Raw genomic sequence first — 18,493 nt, 5'->3', positions numbered from 1 at the left:
CCTAACCAAGGCCAACACAGCTCTCTGCACCACCTAGCGGCTACTTGCCACTAAGTCTTGGCACTCGTATGACTGGCACAGTCAAACTTACCAGCATTCTCCATGCCTTCACCACTAAGTCCGGCAGCAAATTTAGCCATAAGCTTACCAGCACCAAAGAATATAGCTGTAAATACAACCAACATCACAATAGCAGGCCATGCAAGCTTACCAAAGATGGCCATAATGCTAGAACCCAATATCACCCCAGTCATGATAGGTAGTCCCAGCTTCTGCACAAACCGTATAACGTTACATATAACAACAGTCGCTGTATCATCAGCTTCAGTACTGGGACTAGGGCTCGCCTGAGCAGTAGCCCCTGCAGCAGGTACACCATGTAAGATACCCAATGCTAATACTACAGCAATGAGTAAGAATCTAAGTTTTAGCAACATCACCACTCTCCCAAAACCTCTACGTCCACCCTTGCACTAACTGGTATTACCCTCAATACAGTGGCCATAAGCTTACCTATGGCTGTACATACAACCAGCATTACCATGGCAGGCCATGCAAGTGTGCCAAGCCATGACGCCAGAACCTAGTACCACCCCTGTCATGATGGGTAATCCCAGCTTCTGCACGAAGACAATGACGTCACAAATAACCTTGGTAGCTGTATCGTCAGCAGTGTTAGTACTGCTGATAGTATCGGCATTAGTAGAACCTGCTGTGATGAATAACCATATCAGGGCTACCATAGCATGCTCACAGCCCTAGAGGGGAGCATTGGGTATAGTATTGGAGGAGCAAGGGTTGAAGTAGAAGTAGGGTATGAAAGGTTTGTCATTAAGGGAGGTAAGAAGTCTAATGAGGATACAGCTTCAGTATTCTTATTAGGAAAGGAGTTAGCATATGATACAGCAAGAGGTCAGGTAGACCGTCTTGCTGCTGCTTTAGGTAAGATGACTAAGGGTGAAGCTAAGAAGTGGGGTACTACTGTAGAAGCTGCTACTAATGGTCAAACAGTGAGCCAGAAGGTGTGTGGCAATGGTACTGGTAGCAGTGGTAGCAACTGTGGTAAGAACACTACTGACAGCACCAACAATAATGGCAAAATCACTCAAGCATTTACCGCTGATAGTGATACAACACTACTCTCTGCTGAGAGTAGCAACATCAGTACGTCGGGGATGGCAACCAACATCAATGGCCTGAGTAAGGAGGAGAAGGCTGTTGTTGCTGGGGCTTTTGCTAGAGCTGTTGAAGGTGCAGAGCTGTGGTGGTGGCCTTGGTAGGAGATGAGGTACCAGAGAGGCTGGCGGCCTTAGGCCAGTGGGGTTGAGACTCCTACTGCTAAGGCTGCTAAGGCTGCTAAGGCCGCTGAGGCTGCGATACGGCGACTAGGCTGGGCTGGGAGTAGGACTACAGGGGGCGCCGCCGTCCCCGCGCAGCGCTTCCACCGCGATATACTTGTTACAAAAAGTAGGTGGTGCCACAGCTTATGCTGACCTTGCCGGCCTGTTGGCATCAAGCGAGGAGGAATAAGAACGACCTTTGGTTATTGTTGCTACATCTTGCAGGGTTGAGCTGATGTCCGGTGTGTCGCTCTCTCCTGATGCGCTGGCCCCCAGGTGCTCTTCGGCTTCAGTATTTGCATCTGCGGCGAACGGATTTGTGGGATCCAACCACCAACGGTCTGCTGCTGGTGACGCACTACCACTGGTACCAGCGCACGGTTGTTGTATCTCGCCACTCTCCACCGAAGCGATGCTTGCAGCCCGCCTTGCAAGTAGTGTAGCTACGTCCTCGCCGCTGTCTTCTAATATTCTGACCAATACTTCCGCATTTGCGGCGTTTCTGTCGTGGTTTTTTAACTCAGAACATAGCTGCGGTTTTATGTCGCGATATGCAGTGAAGCTCATTCCCAGCTCGTTCGCGACCATTTTGTCTTTCTTGTATATGAGATTTGCTGCACACGCGGCAATGCAATACATGACAAACAAGGAAATCAAAGCTGTGGAGATTATTGTTTCCAAGCTCTGCGTCACGGGCCCTGGTGCACTACCAAGGTGAAACGTGGTTATGGAATTTGCCAGTAATGCAACGCACGCAAAAGAGAGAGTGCCAAACATGAGTAGGCGCTTGGTATCCTTGCGGTATATGCAGATCGATCCTACGCAAACGCCGATTAGTGCACAGTAAGAAACCGCTGACGCTATGGAAGCACCTGAATGTGCAATGCTGCTTAAGGATAACTGTGCGATACTAGCAATGGCCAGGGTTGCAAATGTGACAAGAAACACGGCACGTAGCGCAAGTTCCCCACGGGATAATTGCTTTCGGCTCGCAAGTAGCAGGAGATTGTGCCACTTGCTGACCACTTTTGCCTTTTCTGTGAGCCTGTGGTCACTATCCATATACCCGAAGCCAGGCTCCGATGCGATCATGTTTACGGTGTAAGTAAGGCGCCGCGAAGCTTCTGCGTCGTCCCCGAACAGCATATCGTACGGATCTGACTTAGGAAGCTGTCCGTCCCTGTAGACGCTGTTCTGCCAACGCATGATACCCAAGTTGTAGCTGGGGTCCTTGCTCCTTCCGCGAGCAATTAATGCGAATACCACAGGCATTATGGGCAGTATTAAAGTTAGTAGTACGCTGAAGGCACATCTCCACGCTTTTTCTTCTGCCGACAACAATGACCACTTTTCCGCATAGAGCACCGAATCGAGCAGTTTTTGTCCCAAAGGTTTTTCGGATGCTCTATACTTTACAGTGAAAAATTTGTTATCATCGCCAGCAACGCGTGCTGCGCCATGTGTACTGGACATCAACTCCGTCAGCAGCTGACGCATTTCCTGTGGTGCGCCGTCCCATACCATAAGGGCTTTAAGCCCACGGAAGTCCATGCGTGAGAACTCCCTGTGGTAGATGAGCACAACTGCATTCCGTGAGGGAAACGCGTATCTAGCGTCGCTTATGCATGTTTCACTGCTTATGCCCTTTCCCGTTAAATACTCACAATCTTGTGCGCTGCACATTATTCGTACTACCAATCCGGAGGATGCAAGCGCTGCAACCGTCTTTCGGACGTCTGCTGGCTTGGAGTCAAAAAAGCAGAAAGTCCTACTGAGTAGCACATCGTTGAATTCCACTTCCGAGCTACCCGCTGGTAGCGCTTCTAAATCTCTATTTATTAGTGCGGATGCAGGAGCAACGCCGGGTATAAGGCGTCCAAGCCTAACTATGCCCTTACCAGGCATGAAAAGCGCAAACCTCCTACTTATGTCTTGTGCGGAGTACGCCACCCCGCGGCTACTAGGCATGAATTTCCCTCCTATTTTGTCCCGTGCGCCGCACTAGGGCACTATCGCACCCACTTGCCAGGCCTCCCAGGGTTTATCAGGACTGCTAAACAGCGTGATGTGCGTGCTTAAGGTAATGCCGCACAGCCTTAGAATTCTAACACAGGTTACAAATTTAGTAAATACCAATACGTCAAACAATGACCAATATTGCCGGAGAAACCGCCGCGTCTATAGGGGGTTTGTGGATGCAAGGGCAACTACAAGTTGTGAGCAACCGGAGCTAAAAGCATACGACGGCGCCTTTGCGCGCGGCGACTGCTGGAATCAACTCAAAACCCTCCCGCAATACGGGCATTGCTGGTTTTTCCCAGTGATTTTTATATACACCCTTGGATGCCCAGAATATAACCCCTCTGCGTCATTGCCGTCGCAGAACGTCACTTTCTCTTCGTTACAAGACTTACCGCTCATATGCAACTCCACAAAAATGTGCTTGCCATGCAGTTATTATACCATTTGTAGACCCTTTGTTGTATGTACCCATACGTCTATTAGCACCTTAGTCAGCACCACCGCGGATAACATTGAGCACAATATACCAACTCCCAGCGTTACAGCAAAGCCGCTCACTGACACGCTACCCATGATGAACATTATGGCAGCGACTATTAGCGTGGTAATGTTGGAATCGAAAATTGTCGACATGGCATTTCTAAAGCCCTTATCCACTGCCAACCTTAATTTTCTGCCGGTGCGTATTTCCTCCCTTATGCGCTCAAAAATGAGCACGTTTGCATCTATGGACATACCTACTGTGAGCGTCATCCCAGCTATGCCCGGAAGAGTTAACGTTGCTCCGATAAAAGTCATGGTCAGCAACACAAACACGATGTTGAAAATCAGCCCGACTACCGCAAAAACCCCAAGTATTCCGTATGACGCAGTCACAAATGCAGAGACACCCACCACGGAGGCGAGCATTGCCACCTTGCCCATGGCAATTGACCCGGCGCCCAAACTGGGCCCGATTACCTTTTCTTCTATTATGCGCAAAGGTGCGGGTAGTGACCCAGATTTAAGCAACACTGCAAGTTCTTTCGCTTCACTCATGCTGAATCTGCCGCTAATTTCACCATTCCCACCCAGTATGGGTTCCCGAATAGTGGGTGCCGTCAACACGACGTTATCAAGTACCGCTGCAAACTGCTTGCCTGCGTGGTTTTTTGTGATTTCCGCCAGCTTCTTAGTAGCCACGCTGTCAAACTTGAAATACACCACGGGCCTTCCTAGGCTATTAAGCCCCGCACTAGCATCGACTAGTGAGTCTCCGCTTATCTCTACCTTTTTCAATACCGGGTACACATTGCCGGCTGTGTCGCTCAGCAGGCTGGTCACTACGGGGTCTATGTCTGACAAACTTTTAACCTCTTCAAGTAGGTGAAAGGTCAGCTTAGCAGTTTTGCCTATCAGCGACTTAATGCTATCAGGATTGTATATTCCTGGGACTTGCAGGGATACTTTATCTTCCCCATAGCTTTTGATAATAATCTCCTTAGTGCCAGATGTGTCCAGCCTGCGTTGCACGTTCTGTATGGAATCAGACACAACCCCACGCAATAGCGATTTTGTGTATCCACTTGTGAAGGATATTGCAGCACGGTCATAAGCGCCAGAGACGGTGACGTTGGCGTCAAAACGCTTTACACGCGCGTAATCCTTTTCATTAGATAAAGACAGCACTAAGGAATCATCCTTCACATACAACCTTTTGTATGAGATCTTTTCCTTAAGCAAGAAAGCCTGGAGTGTATCACTCAAGCCATAGAGCCTTCCTTTAAGATACTCATGAAAATCAACTTCAAGCAAAAGATAGACGCCACCTTGCAAATCCAGGCCCAAATTTGCCTTTTTCTTTGATATCAACAAATTAGAATCCACAAAGTTGGGCATGACTAAGTACACCGACACCACACACAGTATGAACGCGGCCACTGCCTTGCCTATAGGATGCATGTTTTACCACTATGCAATTTGGGGTACATTATATTAAATCTGGGCAAATCCGAATAGCGGTTTTATGCAGCGCTTTAAAATTTCCTCTGAGTTCAACCCATCTGGTGACCAGCCAGGTGCAATTGATAGCCTAGTGCGCGGCATAAGCTGTGGTGCAAAAGAGCAGACTCTGTTGGGTGTGACGGGGTCTGGGAAAACATTTACCATGGCTTCGGTGATTGAGCAAACGCAGCGTCCTGCGATTATAATTGCACACAATAAAACCCTAGCGGCGCAGTTGCACGAAGAAATGCGGTCGTTCTTTCCGGAAAATGCAGTGGAGTATTTTGTCTCATACTACGACTATTATCAGCCCGAGGCGTACATTCCCCAAAGCGATGTGTATATAGAAAAAGATGCGCTGATAAACGACAAAATTGACCTACTAAGACACTCTGCAACCAGATCGCTGCTGGAAAGGAGAGATGTAGTAGTTGTTGCCAGCGTGTCATGCATATACGGTTTAGGATCGCCCGAACTCTACTCAGAGATGACCGTGCCTATTGCTCTTGGTATGAAGCTAGATATGTGCCAACTACAAGAAAGGCTTGTGGAGCTGCAGTATAAGCACGGCAACAGATATGAGCGCGGTAGCTTCAGCGTACAGGGCGATGTACTGAGCGTGTTTCCCTCACACTATGAAGACAGAATATGGAAGATATCGTTTTTTGGTGACGAGGTAGACTCCATACAGGAAGTTGATCCAAAATCTGGTATGGTGACGTTGAAACTGGAAAAGATAAAAATATTCCCCAACAGCCACTACGTTACCCCCAGGCCGACTTTGCTTCAGGCCATCTCTGAGATTGAAAAAGAGCTCGATGAATGTGCGCTGCAGTTTAAGCAGTGCAACAAAATAGTTGAGGCAGATAGAATTGTGGAGAGGACACGATTCGATATCGAGATGATGAGAGAGACAGGTACCTGCAAAGGTATCGAGAACTACTCACGTTATTTGTGTGGCAAGGAAGCGGGGGATCCGCCCAATACGCTGCTGGATTACCTGCCGCAGGATGCAATAATGTTCATCGATGAAAGCCACATGACTGTGCCTCAGATTAGAGCCATGTACAATGGGGATAGGATGAGGAAGGCTAATCTTATCAACCACGGGTTCAGGATGCCATCTGCACTGGATAACCGCCCACTAACTTTTGCGGAGTGGGAAGATAGAAAGCCAACAGTGGTTTACGTTTCTGCTACTCCGGGGCAGTATGAACTACAGCAGACCGGAGGTGTAGCGACAGAACAGTTAATCAGACCTACTGGGCTGTTGGACCCTGTGTGTATCGTGAAAGGTGCAGATGGGCAAATACACGATGTGATGTGCGAGAGCCAAGCAACTATAGCGCGCGGATATCGGGTGCTGATCACTACGCTGACTAAAAAAATGGCAGAAAATCTAACCGAGTACATGCGCGAAATGGGCATCAAAGTTGCGTATCTACATTCTGACGTTAAAACCCTAGAGAGGATTGAAATCATTAGCGATCTTCGGCTGGGAGTTATCGACGTTCTGGTGGGTGTAAACCTTATGCGTGAGGGGCTAGACATACCAGAGTGTGCCCTTGTTGGAATACTGGATGCTGATAAAGAAGGCTTTTTGCGTTCTACGACTTCCCTAATACAGACGATAGGGCGCGCTGCACGTAATGTGGAAGGCAGAGTGATTCTATACGCAAATGTAATTACCAAGTCCATGCGTACAGCTATGGAAGAAACTGACCGCCGACGTGATATACAGCGCAAATATAACCAGGAGCATAGCATTGTGCCCCGCACTATCCAAAAACCCGTGCAGACCAGCCTTAGTGAGCGTGTAGGCTCTTCTCGCAAAAAAGTCTCCCGCGATACAAATACCGATCCCGCAAACCGCGATATTGTAGAGCTGCAAAAAGAGATGCTTTTGTGCGCGGAGAACCTCGATTTTGAACGTGCAGTAGAAATACGCAATGAAATAAAGAGGCTTACTGCTCCGTGATGATATGCTGCGTGGACGCTGATGGCCGTTTGTCTCCGCGTATCTGGTAATGATTCCTTAAAACTTTGCCCCTAAAAGCTCTGACCGTTCGCGTCTTCGGGCGGCAGCACTTGAATTTATGAGAGGCACGCAACGCGGCGGTACAGGGAATGTTGTTTCGCCACTTGCGCATCATACAGCCTTGAGCTTGCTCCATGGGCATTTCGTCTCCTGAAACACCCAGCGGCTCAACCACGTTTGGCTCTAGATGTTTGCCACGGCGCTTTTCGGTTGTTGCAGAGTGAGGTTACGCCATTATTAGGCTTTCTCGCAGCACAAAGACTTGATGGGAACACCCGCGGTGGGCTGGTGCCAAGCGTCCATGCAGTATGGTATTCTGGTGTTGTATGCTGGCTGGTGACCAGACTGGGTTGTGCTTTGCCACCCGCAGCACCTAATGCTGAGCCACGCTTTTGACGTTTTGCACGGTTCTGCTCGCTGGTGCCCCACACCACGTAGCTCGTGGTGCGTATTAGGGGATTGTAACTTTGGTTTGAGGCTTGGAATGATACATTTTGACGGTAGCAAACTTGCTGAGGCTTTCAGCAACGGAGGTATATACGTACACTCCGATCCATATTTGGGGCACAGATTTGTTGGCGGGGAAATTGCGGAAGGCATTTTTACTATAGACTATCTGGCTCCTGTAGAGTTTAGCCAAGACGGGAAAACCGGCACTATTAGCTTTGAGAATATAGTCGATCCTGAATTTGCTGGGCTGGCACATGTCGTACCCGAGGGGACAGACTCATTCAAAAATTACAGAACTTACGGATCATTTAGATACACAGACCACGCATCTGCGGAGTTACTCAATATGGCGTACGGGGAAAAGCACTACACTTACAAAGTGCAAAATGGTGGCGGCCAAGCATTTACAGGGCAACTCACTGAATTAGGTGATTGCGCTGTTGCTAAGAACGGATTTTCCATACTAACAGGCCCAGCACGCGGATCGGTAGCGTTTGGTGATAATACCGTTGTTTTTCAGGTGTCGGTTCCGGACTCCCAAGTACTAGATGTCGTATTGTATCCGCCGAAATATATATCTGCGCACGAGGGTAATGCCGAACCGGTAACTGCGGAAAGCAAGACAGAAACTCAGGGTGTTGTGGATGCTGCAAAACATCCGTCAAGTTCTGAGCATGAACCTAAAACTAATACTGAGGCTGACATGTTGCCATTGACCGTTGAAACATCTAACCCCGCAAACGCTCCACAAGAACACATAATGGCACCTGATGGCCAGCCGCAGACACCTGAATCAAAGCCTAGTACCGGAGCTACGGCAGATCAGGACATGCGACAGCAACCTACTCCGGGCGAAGTGGGTGAAGCGCGCGAGAACAATGTTGTTGATGATGGATCTGCTGAGGACAAAGGCTCCCAAGGCAACAATGATCACACGTCTGAAGAGCTGCATGATGCGGGAAAGTCTGGGTACTCTAAAATTCTTGGATGGATTAAATCTATTTTTTCCTAGGGTAACTACCGACGTACCGCTTATTTCGTTTTTATAGGTCTAAAATGATATATTTCGATGGCAGCTCCGCCGAAAATTCACAAGGTGGCAGCGTATATATACACTCCGATGCACGAAAAACGTACGTCGACGGTGGTGAAGCGGTTGAGCACCGTATCGATTATTTTTGTCCGGCCGAGTTTACTTACAATGAAGATGGCACCATACACTTCCAGGCCAGTGGGGTGTTTGAGCATCCAGCGCATCCTGACATTCGCAGAAATTTTGTGGTAACGGGTGACTTTGAGTATGTAAATTACTACGATGCAGCGCTCAACAATGTGCTGTACTCAGAATATTGGTACCCAATAGAGCGCGAGGGTGAGGTCAAAGCTGACGACGTGCTGGCGCGATACAACGTAGGAACTCGTACCCCCATAAGCGGACGGATTGTATTTGACGATCGCAGAACTGTAGTGTTCCAAGATCCTGATGTGCTTGAATTGATCTTGCGAGTTCCTGATGACATGAAAGCTCAGTATGAATTTATCATACCAGAACCTAGAGTGTACTAATGGCACTGGAGTGGCTGTGCGCCACCCTTGGTGGCAAACAAGCTTTCGCGCGTAAATTATGGCTGAGGCCACATGTGTATGCTCCAATGGCCGGGTAGTTGCGGCTGAAATACACGTGTGGCGCCTGTAGACGCGTAACGTGTGCCCACCGCTAAGTTGGGGTGTACAGCATTTAGTGCCTCACACTAGGGGCAATAAATTGTTTTAGGACTGATATTTAGGAGGGTTAACCCGCATGAAGACATTTTTGAGATATTTCAAGAATCCTACTGCAAGCAGAAGGTTTGCTAGAACTGTTAGGCTGCCATCATACTCGGGTGCACACCCGCTACGGCCCTGCAGCGATCTTGTCAGTGCTATGCGCAATCATTCCCAATATGTTGCCAGAAGCAATGACGCCTCTGCGCATCTGCGCGAGAAGGGTACGGAGCATGAAGAATAAAATCCTGGCGACTTGACTATAGTTACAAGCACGTCTGCGACCCACACTTTACCAAAAAATGCGGCAACGCACATGTACTGCTTTGGAGGTTACGATGACAGACTATACAGACTTTCTAGGATTTCCTATCACTCACCACTACGACGCTTGCGACCCCAGCGGCCAGGAACCCTACTGCTACGCACACCCCAAGCACCCGGAAATCGACGAAGCGTCAGTAGCACTGCTTATAGAGGGCTACAAAAAGATGCAAGAAGCCCACCTGCGCGGCGCCACCCTGGCATAACAGCGGGGATCAGCTTCCAGCCAGGAGCCCCAGCTGAGGACAGTGCAAGAAGCACCAAGAAAATCTGTGGTGCTCCTTGCAATAGATAGTCTACACCAATTCGGCTGTCGCACCACCATTGCGATGACATGTCGGGCAGGTGTCGGCGACGTTTTCCTCAGCGGGTTCGGCGATTGTTGCATCTAGCTCTTCTGCCACCGCCTCATTGACCTTGACTATTATCAAGTCAGTATTTAGCACGTCGCTGTGGAAGACTATACGTCCATCATCCCCCTCTTGCCCTTTTATGCCGGAAAACTCTAGCCCCCTGCTAACCACAGAGTATTGCTCCTCTGCGAAGTTTTGGCAGGGTGCGTCGTAGTAGGAAACAAAGCGCGCTACCGGCCCCCCATCAGCGTTTTCCACATAGCCGTTTATTGCACTAGTATGGGCGCCCCTGCAGCCTGCTGAGGCCTCAGCAACATTTTCTGCCCAGAACCACCAGCTACCGTCATGCGCACGCTCGAAAGTGACGGCAGTAAACTCTGTATTGCAATCGCAATTGCCAGTACACAACTCACTATTGCTGACAGAGCCAGAAATGGAAATGTTGTATGTTCCCTCACCGAAATCCACCATAGTAACCCCAAGAGCACGATAAACTTTCACAGTCTTATTAAAACGATTTTCCTTGTAAAGTAAAAAAGTCTCATAGTTGTTTGTATGACACGCATGTGTATACCATGTGTTGCATAAAGCTGCATTTTTCGGGACAGCCGCGCGTTGGGCAAAAGTAAAAATTGTGATACCATTGCCGGTCAATGGCCAGAACTGCGCCACATGCGGCTGGTGCGCACAAGCGTGCCACTAACACTTCCATAGTCAGTAATATTTTCTGCTGCATGCTGCGCAGACACAGCGCCCCGAACCACAGCGCCCTTACTGCCAAATCTGATGCGGGCTCATTTACATACTACCTGGCTAGGCGTCTACTGTTATTTTCTCATTCTCAATGTGAGACCTGATCATCTTCAAATCCTCCCAAGCGAGCCGTTTCTGCATAGGTTGGCGCAGTAAATATGCTGGGTGGAAGATTACAGCGGTTTTTATGGGATGCGCAAGGAAAGGGTTAGCATATTCGTGAAACCTCCCCCGCAATCTGGAGATACTTTCGGGTGTGCTTAGCAGAGAGCAACATGCAGTGCTGCCTACCAGCACCAAGATACTTGGTGCGATAAGCGCTATGTGTTTCTCGACGAACGGTTTGCATATTTCCAGCTCAAAATCAGTCGGACGTCGATTTCCAGGGGGGCGCCAAAACGTTGTGTTGCTGATGTAAGTACTTTTTCGGTCCAAACCAATAGCCGCGAGCATTTTATCAAGCAACATACCGCTAGCCCCACAAAACGGCCGGCCCTCGCGATCTTCGTTGCTACCCGGTGCCTCCCCGATCAGCATAATCTTGGCGTTTGGGTTGCCGTCCGAAAACACCGTGTTCATGGCAGCTTTTTTGATTTCGCATCCCTCGAAGGCCTCAACTGCCTCTCTCAACTCTGCTAGGGTGCCGCATTTGTCGGCAATGCTCTTGGCTGCAGCGACCCAATCGGTTGAAAACTGACTTGCGCCCGCATCCATCTGTTCTGAGGGACTGCCGACCTGTAGTGTGCACCCTTCTTGTTCTTGCAGCGCCGCCACGGGAGGCGCGCATGTTCCGGGCCCATCTTCCTCCAGCACGCAGTCTACCCCATTTTCGTGGTAGAATTTCAATACCTCAAGCAGCTCTCCACTGCCAACCGCCGCGTCTTTTTCTTTTCCTGTCATGTTACTCTCCTGCAAATGATCTTGAACGCGCACTGTCGCCGGGCATCGGCACTACGCTGACCCACTAACTGCCGTCCCGACCGGCTTACACCACATTACACCACATGATATATAACATGGCCCAGCACACTTATGGCCTGAGCTCTTCATACACGCAACTGCCTGTAAGTCAACTAACTATTGAGATAACTGCCGGTTGCAGCCCAAACTCCAGTGCTGCGACCACAATCAACACCTGAAGATGCCTGCTGCCGCGCTTCTCCCGGCGCTTGTGGTGAGCTAATGCTTAGATGCCTTTCTTATTTTCTCCATGACCATATCACGCTTAAGCTTAGATACGCGCTGCAGGAACACGACCCCATTTAGATGATCCAATTCGTGCTGCAAACAGCGTGCCAACAACCCGCAGGCTTTGATGTACTTCGTCTGTCTGTTTAAGTCGGTATACTGCACTACTATGCGCTCCGGCCGCTGCACAGTCTCTCTATAGCCAGGAACAGACAGGCAGCCCTCCTCCATGGTTGCAAGCTGTTCAGACTCCTCAACAACAATTGGATTCAAAATAACAACTGGGCCGCAGGTTGCACGGTACTCGCCAACTCCGTCATCCTCAGGTATTTCGTATCTATCTGATCCATACTCCAGGTCTACGACACAGATGCGCTTGTGCACACCAACCTGCACCGCTGCCAAGCCTATGCCTTTATTGTGGTACATGGTTTCCAGCATGTTGTTGGTAAGCGTTTCAAGTTGTGGTCCGAAGTCAGCCGCGTGCACCTCTTCTGAACACAAAGATAGCCTACTATCGGGTAGGGTTAATAGGGGTAGAACGGCCATCGCTTGATCTCCACGGGTACAAAGCCTTGCATTGCCCGCGTACTGCTGTATTTATTTTACGGAGGGTACTCGAGCAAAAACTGTGGCATTCTACATTCTTTCCGCGCTATTTACAATACTTTACGGCTGCGTACTATTGCCTATAGTATGGTTCATTCCTGCCTCCTGCCAGAACATTGCGTGCGTGTGGTGGACTAGAGTTATACTGTGGATGTGCAAGGTTATTGACGGTATTTCCTACGAAATTATAGGCCGAGATTGCTTGCCAAAGGGGCAGTTCATAGTTGCATCAGCGCATCAGTCACCCTTGGAAACCCTTATCCTGTACGCGGAATTTCGAGATGTTGTAACTGTGATGAAGAAGGAGCTTAAAACTCTGCCCATTTTGGGTATGGGTTTCATGGCATTGAAGATGGTGTTTGTTGACCGAGGGAAGAAAATTGCCGCTCTGAGGAAAATGGTGCGAGAATGCGAAGCAAGGGCAAAAGAAGGGCGGACACTGGTATTATTCCCTCAGGGGACATCGCAGTTGCGTGACATGCACCTACACCGCGGGGTAGCGGCTGTGTATTCAAGAGTGTTCCTACCAGTTGTGCCAATAGTGTTGGATACAGGCAATTATTGGCCGGGCAAAATATTCACACTTAGTAAAAAGAGGGGCAAAGCCAAAATTAGAATTTTACCCGCTATAGCGCCGGGGTTAGAATCGGAAGAGCTCATGGCCCGCCTGTTGGTTGCATTGCAATTGCAGCCCTAGTGATGGGGCTTACGGGGTTATCTTGCCGCGCCCAGGTTTGCCCGGCACTTCGCACCTTGCATTTGTTGCCGATTCCCTGTAGATTCCTTTGGTTAATGGGGTAAAGGTTTACGTAGTAATGCCAAATCATTCGAGTGCCAAAAAGATGGTCAGGGTTATCAAGGAGCGCACGTTTTCAAACCGCGTTAGGAAGAGTAGAGTGCGTAACTCTGTGAAAAAATTTTTGGCGGTTTTAGAGTCCAAAGGTCATCTGGAAGATGCGGTCACTGCCTTTAGGGCCGCGGAGTCTAACATTCACAAGTGTGTCAACAAGGGTGTAATGCATAGGAACACTGCTGCGCGTAAAGTCAAATCTCTTGCCGCGAAGCTTAAGGCCTTCGATTTGAGCCTACAGGGCACTAGCACCTAGAGTTTATCCTCACCACACCACGTGCAAACGGTACTGCGCCCGGGTGCTTGCCGTCTGGGCTTGGTGTGTGGCGTCCGTACAAAAATTCTATGCAGCGGCTGCTTTTAGCGCCGTGAGAGGGGCGTACAATCATAGCATGCTTCTGTGCGGCTTTGGCGTTCCCAGCACCGGCGAGACACGTGTAATTAGCGCAGTTGCACTGGCCAAGCCTGTGAATAACGGGTGCGAGTGTGTGAAATATCGTAATATTAGGATAGCTCTTGCTTTTCTTTATCCTGATCGTCGCAGCATAGCGCACCGAACGCGCTACACTGTACACAGCTCATGTAAGTATCTGGATACGGGTCGTTCACGGAGCTGGACAGAAACAGACTCTGCTGTACCTGTGGGTACTCACTTAACAGGACCAAGCCGTCACATGCGCGCATGCCGGGTTTTTTCAATCTCGTGACCCCAAAAGACACAGACCCTGCATACGTATACTACATATTGCATACTAACACTAGTAATAATCACGTCATTTTCCAACCATCGGCCACTCAGACTCGTACGCGACATTTACCAAGGGTGTATATAGGCCTACTATGGCATATTAGAATTTCGGCGTTTTTATGGCAGGTGAAAACCAGATATCTAGCCACTTGCAACCGGAATGTGCACTGTGTTGTCCGATGTTTACTTTAATTTGTGGAAATAGCAGAACTCACGCCGAAATATCTGCAACGCCCTCTCGCGGTTTTTCGCGTAGCACTGTTAATACCAGCATAAAAATGCCCACAACGGCTATAGGCGCTGATAGCACTTGCCCCATGGTCAACCACCCGAATGCTATGTAGCCGACCTGTGGATCGGGCTCACGAAAAAACTCGACTGCGCATCTTACAATGCCGTACCATGCGCCAAACATGTGAGACAACACGCCAAAGCGCAGCCTGACCTTGGTGTATCGCGCGAGTATGCTCATAAACAGCAATGGCAACAAGCCCTCAAGCATGGCTTCATACACTTGACTTGGGTGTCTTGGCACAAGGTCGCCACTACTTGGAAACACCACTCCCAAACATGTGGTTGTTGCCCTACCATATAGTTCTCCATTAACAAGATTGGCCATCCTGCCTAAGAAAAGCCCCAGAGGTGCGGCACACGCACACAGGTCCAAGACGGGCATGACGCGCACCCTATGCTTTTTACACACGATACTAACCGCTATTATGCATCCTACATATCCGCCATGCATGGACATGCCCCCGTGCCATGTTTGTAGAATTTCCGACGGATATTCCCAGTAAAAGCTTGGGTTATACAACAAGATGTAAGCAGTTCTGCCGCCAAGGATGATGCCTATCACGGCCCAGAGCATAAGAGAATCTAGGAACTTTTTATCGAGCGCCAGACACTGGGAGGCTTTTGTTATGTGCCAGTGTGCGAACAGTATTCCAAACACGTAAGAGAGCGCATACCACCTAATTTCCAGGGGCCCAACGTGCATGAAAACCGGATCCAGGTGCAATATCCACTCTACGGCTTCCCGCATGGCAAAACAAATTGACATTCCTGACACATTTACCTATAACTTCCTACTAGCCCGTGGTTCTGCAAAGCTACTGCAGCGTATTATCGGCGGTTCTAAATAGTGAAGTCAAGTTATGCTGAGGAGAGTTTTTGCCTTTAGCGCGGGCACGCTTGTGTCTAGGATTCTTGGTCTGCTGCGTGACACTCTGATAGCCTACACACTAGGGGCGCAGGGTCTGTCTGACGTATTTCTAGCAGCGTTCCGCCTGCCCAATTTGTTCAGATCATATTTTGCTGAGGGCGCTTTGAGCGCGAGCTTTGTCCCGATATACGCACATAAGCTGATCAAGCAAGATTTACCACATAAATTCGCCAGCCAGGTGTTTTCGTCACTTTTTGTGTTTCTTTCGGTATTCTGCCTAGGCATGCTCGTGTTTACCCCACAAATTTTAGGAGTGTTCACTCCGGGGTTCTTTGTGGGCTCTTATAAGTTCAACCTCGCGACAGAGCTTTCCAGAATCATGATGGTATACCTTTTCTGCATGTCCCTGTCGTCTGTAGTTTGCGCGGTACTACAAGCGCATAATTGTTTTTTTGTGACTGCCATCTCCCCCGTATTACTCAACTGCTGCGTGATAATTAGTGGGCTCATACCGCATTGGGGCGCATCGCCGGTGTACTACTTCTCGGTCGCCGTATCCCTGTCGGGTGCCTTGCAACTGGCACTTACGATGGTTGTTGCGGCACGTAAGAACATTGGAATGAAGATCACGTTGTCCCTGCGCGATAGTGACATGAAGGAGTTTCTGAAAAGAGCTATGATGTCGACGCTCAGTGGTTGTATTACCCAAGTAAACCTGTGGCTGAACACCCTGTTCGCAAGTTTTATTCCTGGGGCCATATCTTACATGTACTATGCAGATCGGCTGAATCAACTGCCGCAGGCTCTTGTCGGAATATCCATGAGCACTGTATTGCTGCCAGCGATCTCAAAGTTGGCTGTAGAGGGCAGCACACAACGCATGATAGAAATGCAAAACAACGCGCTAGACTTGGGTATGACGCTAATGGTTCCTGCGGCTGCTGCCCTAATTGCTATACCAGACGCATTGCTGCTTGCGCTGCTGAATTATGGCCGGTTTGACTATTTGGCGATCGGTAACACTGTTCCGGTTGTGGCTGTTTTGGCAACCTCGCTACCTTCTTTTGTGGCTATCAAAATATTGCTACTATTTTTCTACGCACGTGGAGAGTTTAAAATCCCGGCGTTCTTTTCCTGCATATCTGTGACTGTCAACGCACTCCTCAGCTATGTGCTCATGCAATTCCTGGGGCATGTCGGGATAGCAATTGCCTCATCAGCGGGTTCGTGGACCTATGCAGCTTTGCTGCTTGTGTATCTCAAGATTCACAATTTATACAGCATGAGTGAGGAGCTGAGCCGCAAGCTGACCTACATATTTCTCTCCTCGGCCATAATGGTCATAGTTATCTGTATGGCAAAAACGCTGTTGACACCGTTTTTCTTCCAGGGGGCAATTGTTAAAATATCATCCCTAATCGTTGTCGTGCTGCTGGGGGTTCTGGTGTATTTCTTTTCGCTGCTCGTCATGTTCAGGCAGAAACTGGCTGTTGAATAACTCACAGATTGCACTCCACTTTGGCACATGTGTAAAGCCCAGGCAAACCGTGGGCTTTGGCATCTTTGTGATGGAGTCGACCACTGAAATTATTTTTTTCTTAATAAAAATTGCCCAGAATGCTCCAGCGCAACCCACACAAGTATAAACGTGATAACATACGCTATTATTTCAAAAAAAGAGGCAGTTTTGTCATTTGCAGACGCGCTGCATGTAGAGAATTTCAAAAAGGTGTTTACTACGCTAGATGCCAGCACTGCTTCCAGGGCCATATTTTCCCATGATGTATCTATATCCTACCATGCGGAGAACCGCGCGGAGCTTGTTCCTGAGCAGGAATTTACCTACCACAGCGCAAATTCCATGATCAATCACCTGCTGAACCACGGTTTCAGCTTCAAGGCTGGGGTACTGTCAGATATGATGGCGCAAGCATGCAATTTGCGGACAGAAGGTATAGTCGTATTGGAGTCAGATGACAATTGCCCATCCTATACTGTGCACATATCGAGAGACACGGTGTTTCTCTCTCCCGCATCTGAGCGGTATCTAGACTTCTCTTCCGGGCCCAGCAAGGAGCTTGTGGAAATCTTGCGGGGCAAGAATTCTATCAGCTGTGCCAATCCCGACGTGAAAAATAGGTATATAGAAATTACTACCGGGGAAAATATTTGCAACGCCTTGGCATCTCTGAGCAACGCCTTGGCGCAGGTCGGTGCGGTGCCGTGGGCGGATGAGGAATTTGTACGGAAGCAGATTATCAGCCTGGCGTTTTTGGACTCTACCAGTAATGAGCTAAGGGTTGTACAGAACATTGCGAGCTATCCCAGCGCTCATCCTTTGAGCAAGTATAAAGATGTGGCCAAGACCGTTGAAAATATACTATACCGCTTGAGTAATAAGACGTGTGATACCACAACACTAGGAAAACTGGAAGATGCACTGGAGCAACGAGGGGAGTTCTGTGGCGTGCCCCCCGTGCTGACAAAGGGTTTTGCCAAGCTTAGTAGAGACTTCGGCCCTCAGCTGCAAGATATAATAAACAGCGATGTCCCCCAAAAGAACGCGAACTAGCGCCACTCCACGCTTGCCGTAAGGCTCGCCCAGCCTGACAACTCCTAGGCCAAACAACTGAACCGGCAACGCGACACCGCGGCTGGCCTCCCGGACCAAAAGGCGCCGTGCAACAGGACAGACCTACCGGCCATCACCTTAACAGCAACCAACGAAACAGGAAACAGCAAGGCCAAGAGAACGCGACCGCAGACCGCGCAGGACGCGCTGCAGCACGCCCACTGCCTGGAGCGGCCAACATAAAAGGCAGCAACAAAAGCGCCCGACCCTACCAAACCAAAGGGCGGACCGCAGTGCAGCGTATCAGGCTAGGAGAAGCATCTGCCGCACTGCAGCC

20 protein-coding genes are annotated in these 18,493 nt (G+C 49.3%); 10 read left to right on the top strand and 10 right to left on the bottom strand.

The window, feature by feature from the left end; all coding sequences use genetic code 11:
* Positions 1–50 precede the first annotated feature (50 nt).
* Together AMF_RS09705 and AMF_RS10355 are read right to left on the bottom strand one after the other, a co-directional pair.
* Positions 51–437, bottom strand: a complete 387-nt coding sequence (locus tag AMF_RS09705) for a TrbC/VirB2 family protein (protein WP_041660056.1) — start codon at positions 435–437, stop codon at positions 51–53.
* Positions 438–509: 72 nt separating this feature from the next.
* On the bottom strand, positions 510–743 hold the full coding sequence (locus tag AMF_RS10355; RefSeq protein WP_011114405.1) for a TrbC/VirB2 family protein: 234 nt from the start codon (positions 741–743) through the stop codon (positions 510–512).
* 3 nt (positions 744–746) lie between these two features.
* On the opposite strand from AMF_RS10355, the gene AMF_RS09700 reads away from it, so the two are divergent.
* On the top strand, positions 747–1,280 hold the full coding sequence (locus AMF_RS09700; protein WP_044051799.1) for a P44/Msp2 family outer membrane protein: 534 nt from the start codon (positions 747–749) through the stop codon (positions 1,278–1,280).
* Positions 1,281–1,484: 204 nt separating this feature from the next.
* Here AMF_RS09700 and AMF_RS09695 read toward each other — a convergent pair whose 3' ends face one another.
* The 3 genes from AMF_RS09695 to secD all read right to left on the bottom strand — a co-directional run bounded on the left by AMF_RS09695 (position 1,485) and on the right by secD (position 5,303).
* A complete protein-coding gene (locus AMF_RS09695; protein WP_010268897.1) occupies positions 1,485–3,308 on the bottom strand; it encodes a hypothetical protein in 1,824 nt (607 codons plus the stop codon).
* Between the two features lie 306 nt (positions 3,309–3,614).
* The gene (locus AMF_RS10350) at positions 3,615–3,761 is read right to left on the bottom strand and encodes a zinc-finger domain-containing protein (protein WP_010266367.1); all 147 of its coding nucleotides are present in this window, start codon (positions 3,759–3,761) and stop codon (positions 3,615–3,617) included.
* Between the two features lie 36 nt (positions 3,762–3,797).
* A complete protein-coding gene (secD, locus tag AMF_RS09690; protein ID WP_010268892.1) occupies positions 3,798–5,303 on the bottom strand; it encodes a protein translocase subunit SecD in 1,506 nt (501 codons plus the stop codon).
* Positions 5,304–5,367: 64 nt separating this feature from the next.
* Here secD and uvrB point away from each other — a divergent pair, with 64 nt between their 5' ends.
* The 5 genes from uvrB (at position 5,368) to AMF_RS09665 (ending at position 10,127) form a co-directional block, all read left to right on the top strand.
* Positions 5,368–7,323: an excinuclease ABC subunit UvrB gene (gene uvrB, locus AMF_RS09685; protein ID WP_010270990.1), complete on the top strand. Its 1,956-nt coding sequence runs from the start codon at positions 5,368–5,370 to the stop codon at positions 7,321–7,323.
* A gap of 544 nt (positions 7,324–7,867) precedes the next feature.
* Entirely contained in the window at positions 7,868–8,845 is a 978-nt protein-coding gene (locus tag AMF_RS09680; RefSeq protein WP_010270987.1) for a hypothetical protein, read from the top strand.
* A 44-nt stretch (positions 8,846–8,889) separates the two neighbouring features.
* Positions 8,890–9,399, top strand: coding sequence for a hypothetical protein (locus AMF_RS09675; protein ID WP_010268885.1), 510 nt, complete (start codon positions 8,890–8,892; stop codon positions 9,397–9,399).
* Positions 9,400–9,634: 235 nt separating this feature from the next.
* Complete coding sequence (locus tag AMF_RS09670; RefSeq protein ID WP_010266359.1) at positions 9,635–9,841, top strand: hypothetical protein; 207 nt, start codon at positions 9,635–9,637, stop codon at positions 9,839–9,841.
* Between the two features lie 94 nt (positions 9,842–9,935).
* The gene (locus AMF_RS09665; RefSeq protein WP_010266358.1) at positions 9,936–10,127 is read left to right on the top strand and encodes a hypothetical protein; all 192 of its coding nucleotides are present in this window, start codon (positions 9,936–9,938) and stop codon (positions 10,125–10,127) included.
* A gap of 90 nt (positions 10,128–10,217) precedes the next feature.
* On the opposite strand, the gene AMF_RS09660 is transcribed toward AMF_RS09665, so the two are convergent.
* The 3 genes from AMF_RS09660 to def form a co-directional block, all read right to left on the bottom strand.
* On the bottom strand, positions 10,218–10,745 hold the full coding sequence (locus AMF_RS09660) for a hypothetical protein (protein ID WP_010266356.1): 528 nt from the start codon (positions 10,743–10,745) through the stop codon (positions 10,218–10,220).
* 342 nt (positions 10,746–11,087) lie between these two features.
* A complete protein-coding gene (locus AMF_RS09655; RefSeq protein ID WP_010266354.1) occupies positions 11,088–11,927 on the bottom strand; it encodes a uracil-DNA glycosylase in 840 nt (279 codons plus the stop codon).
* A 279-nt stretch (positions 11,928–12,206) separates the two neighbouring features.
* Entirely contained in the window at positions 12,207–12,764 is a 558-nt protein-coding gene (gene def, locus AMF_RS09650) for a peptide deformylase (RefSeq protein WP_010266351.1), read from the bottom strand.
* Between the two features lie 211 nt (positions 12,765–12,975).
* On the opposite strand from def, the gene AMF_RS09645 reads away from it, so the two are divergent.
* Positions 12,976–13,521 carry a lysophospholipid acyltransferase family protein gene (locus tag AMF_RS09645; RefSeq protein WP_237696953.1) on the top strand — a complete coding sequence of 182 codons (546 nt, stop codon included), beginning with the start codon at positions 12,976–12,978 and terminating at the stop codon, positions 13,519–13,521.
* A gap of 118 nt (positions 13,522–13,639) precedes the next feature.
* Positions 13,640–13,930, top strand: coding sequence for a 30S ribosomal protein S20 (rpsT, locus tag AMF_RS09640; protein ID WP_010266347.1), 291 nt, complete (start codon positions 13,640–13,642; stop codon positions 13,928–13,930).
* Between the two features lie 248 nt (positions 13,931–14,178).
* Here rpsT and AMF_RS09635 read toward each other — a convergent pair whose 3' ends face one another.
* Both AMF_RS09635 and lgt read right to left on the bottom strand, forming a co-directional pair.
* A complete protein-coding gene (locus AMF_RS09635; protein ID WP_010268869.1) occupies positions 14,179–14,394 on the bottom strand; it encodes a hypothetical protein in 216 nt (71 codons plus the stop codon).
* Between the two features lie 239 nt (positions 14,395–14,633).
* Entirely contained in the window at positions 14,634–15,491 is an 858-nt protein-coding gene (gene lgt / locus AMF_RS09630; RefSeq protein WP_011114638.1) for a prolipoprotein diacylglyceryl transferase, read from the bottom strand.
* Positions 15,492–15,576: 85 nt separating this feature from the next.
* Between lgt and murJ the strand changes: the two genes are divergently transcribed.
* Complete coding sequence (murJ, locus tag AMF_RS09625) at positions 15,577–17,082, top strand: murein biosynthesis integral membrane protein MurJ (RefSeq protein WP_010268861.1); 1,506 nt, start codon at positions 15,577–15,579, stop codon at positions 17,080–17,082.
* A 189-nt stretch (positions 17,083–17,271) separates the two neighbouring features.
* Positions 17,272–18,156, top strand: coding sequence for a hypothetical protein (locus AMF_RS09620; RefSeq protein WP_223822667.1), 885 nt, complete (start codon positions 17,272–17,274; stop codon positions 18,154–18,156).
* Positions 18,157–18,493 lie beyond the last annotated feature (337 nt).

The organism is Anaplasma marginale str. Florida (assembly GCF_000020305.1).
Taxonomy (GTDB): Bacteria; Pseudomonadota; Alphaproteobacteria; order Rickettsiales; family Anaplasmataceae; genus Anaplasma; species Anaplasma marginale.
Note: the sequence above shows the minus strand (reverse complement) of the source record. Positions and strands in the feature narration are given on the sequence as shown.